This is a genomic window from Prevotellamassilia timonensis, assembly GCF_021531665.1.
In the GTDB taxonomy this organism is placed as follows: Bacteria; Bacteroidota; Bacteroidia; order Bacteroidales; family Bacteroidaceae; genus Alloprevotella.
Genome location: NZ_JADYUH010000127.1, coordinates 1 through 653, shown reverse-complemented (window position 1 = coordinate 653; position 653 = coordinate 1). Strand labels below are relative to the sequence as shown.

The following is a 653-nucleotide window of genomic DNA, read 5'->3' as shown; positions in this document are numbered from 1 at the left end:
AAAATTTCCAGATGCACACTTCAAAAGTGCATACGAGGCGGGGTTTTGTGGATTCTCAGTCCACTACAAACTTACTGAAGTAGGCTTCGAGAACATCGTAATCAACCCAGCCGATGTTCCTACCTCGAACAAGGAGAAGGTGACGAAGACTGATGCCGTGGATGCGGAAAAGATTGCAAGAGCCCTGAAGCAGGGGCAGCTGACTCCTATCCACATCAAGAGTAAGGAGTATATGGACGACACCAATCTCATTCGTTTGAGGAGCCGTTTCGTAAAGGATTTGGGCCGCATGAAGAGTAGGACGAAGCATTTGCTGTATAATCAGGGTGTGGAGTATCCTGAGAGATTCCAGAAGAATGGCACGCACTGGTCTCGCAATTTCATCGCCTGGCTTCGTAATGAGGTTGAGTTCCTCTCGGAGGAAAAACGTACTCTTATGCTGCTGGTGGATGAGGTGGAGAATCTTAGGAAGGCAGTCCTTCGTATCACAAAAGAAATCAGACGTCTGGCTGTATCACCCAAATACAAAGAAAACTTCGAGCTGCTAACGAGCGTCCCCGGTATTGGTAAGATAACTGGCATGTCACTACTTACGGAGATTGACAATGACCTTGGACGATTCTCCAACGAGCGTCAGTTTGCTTCATTCCTAG

General features: G+C 47.5%; 1 protein-coding gene. It reads left to right on the top strand.

The window, feature by feature from the left end; genetic code table 11:
• Positions 1–653: IS110 family transposase (locus tag I6E40_RS10645; RefSeq protein ID WP_235387244.1), on the top strand; the 653-nt coding region annotated here is incomplete at both ends.